This window comes from Fusibacter bizertensis (assembly GCF_029914245.1).
GTDB lineage: Bacteria > Bacillota > Clostridia > Peptostreptococcales > Acidaminobacteraceae > Fusibacter_C > Fusibacter_C bizertensis.
The window spans coordinates 1-697 of the sequence record NZ_JARYZI010000039.1; the positions used below are offsets into that span (position 1 = coordinate 1).

The window sequence follows — 697 nt, forward strand, 5'->3', positions numbered from 1 at the left end:
GGTCCAATAGCTCAGTTGGTAGAGCACCTGACTTTTAATCAGGGTGTCCCGCGTTCGAGCCGCGGTTGGATCACCATTTTCATTTTTTTTAAGTTAATATTAGGAGAGGTACCGAAGCGGTCATAACGGGGCGGTCTTGAAAACCGTTAGGGTGCAAGCCCACGTGGGTTCGAATCCCACCCTCTCCGCCATTTAAATTATCAAATGTAAAAATTAGCGTTTCACACGGAGAAGTACTCAAGTGGCTGAAGAGGCTCCCCTGCTAAGGGAGTAGGTCTCGACGAGGGGCGCGAGGGTTCAAATCCCTCCTTCTCCGCCAATTTTTTCAGGATGCTCAATTGGGGCCATTAGCTCAGTTGGTTAGAGCATCCGGCTCATAACCGGATGGTCCGGGGTTCGAGTCCCTGATGGCCCACCAACAAAAATAGGAGTGTAGCTCAGCTGGTAGAGCATCGGTCTCCAAAACCGAGTGTCGCAGGTTCGAACCCTGTCTCTCCTGCCAATTTCTACAAGTTTATTAATCAATCTTCGGGGTGTAGCGCAGTTTGGTAGCGCATCTGGTTTGGGACCAGAGGGCCGCGGGTTCAAATCCTGCCACCCCGACCATTTTTACAAAATCATGGGCGTATAGCTCAGCTGGTTAGAGCGCACGCCTGATAAGCGTGAGGTCGGTGGTTCGAGTCCACTTATGCCCACC

7 tRNA genes are annotated in these 697 nt (G+C 51.5%); all 7 read left to right on the forward strand.

The features are described 5' to 3' along the window. The 7 genes from QE109_RS17570 (at position 1) to QE109_RS17600 (ending at position 695) form a co-directional block, all read left to right on the forward strand. Positions 1-76 (forward strand) — tRNA-Lys (locus QE109_RS17570). 26 nt (positions 77-102) lie between these two features. Further along, positions 103-191 (forward strand) — tRNA-Ser (locus tag QE109_RS17575). Between the two features lie 36 nt (positions 192-227). Further along, positions 228-319: transfer RNA gene (locus QE109_RS17580), tRNA-Ser, on the forward strand. Between the two features lie 22 nt (positions 320-341). Beyond that, positions 342-418, forward strand: a tRNA-Ile gene (locus tag QE109_RS17585). Between the two features lie 8 nt (positions 419-426). After that, positions 427-502: transfer RNA gene (locus QE109_RS17590), tRNA-Trp, on the forward strand. Positions 503-529: 27 nt separating this feature from the next. Continuing rightward, positions 530-606 (forward strand) — tRNA-Pro (locus tag QE109_RS17595). Between the two features lie 15 nt (positions 607-621). Beyond that, positions 622-695 (forward strand) — tRNA-Ile (locus tag QE109_RS17600). Positions 696-697 lie beyond the last annotated feature (2 nt).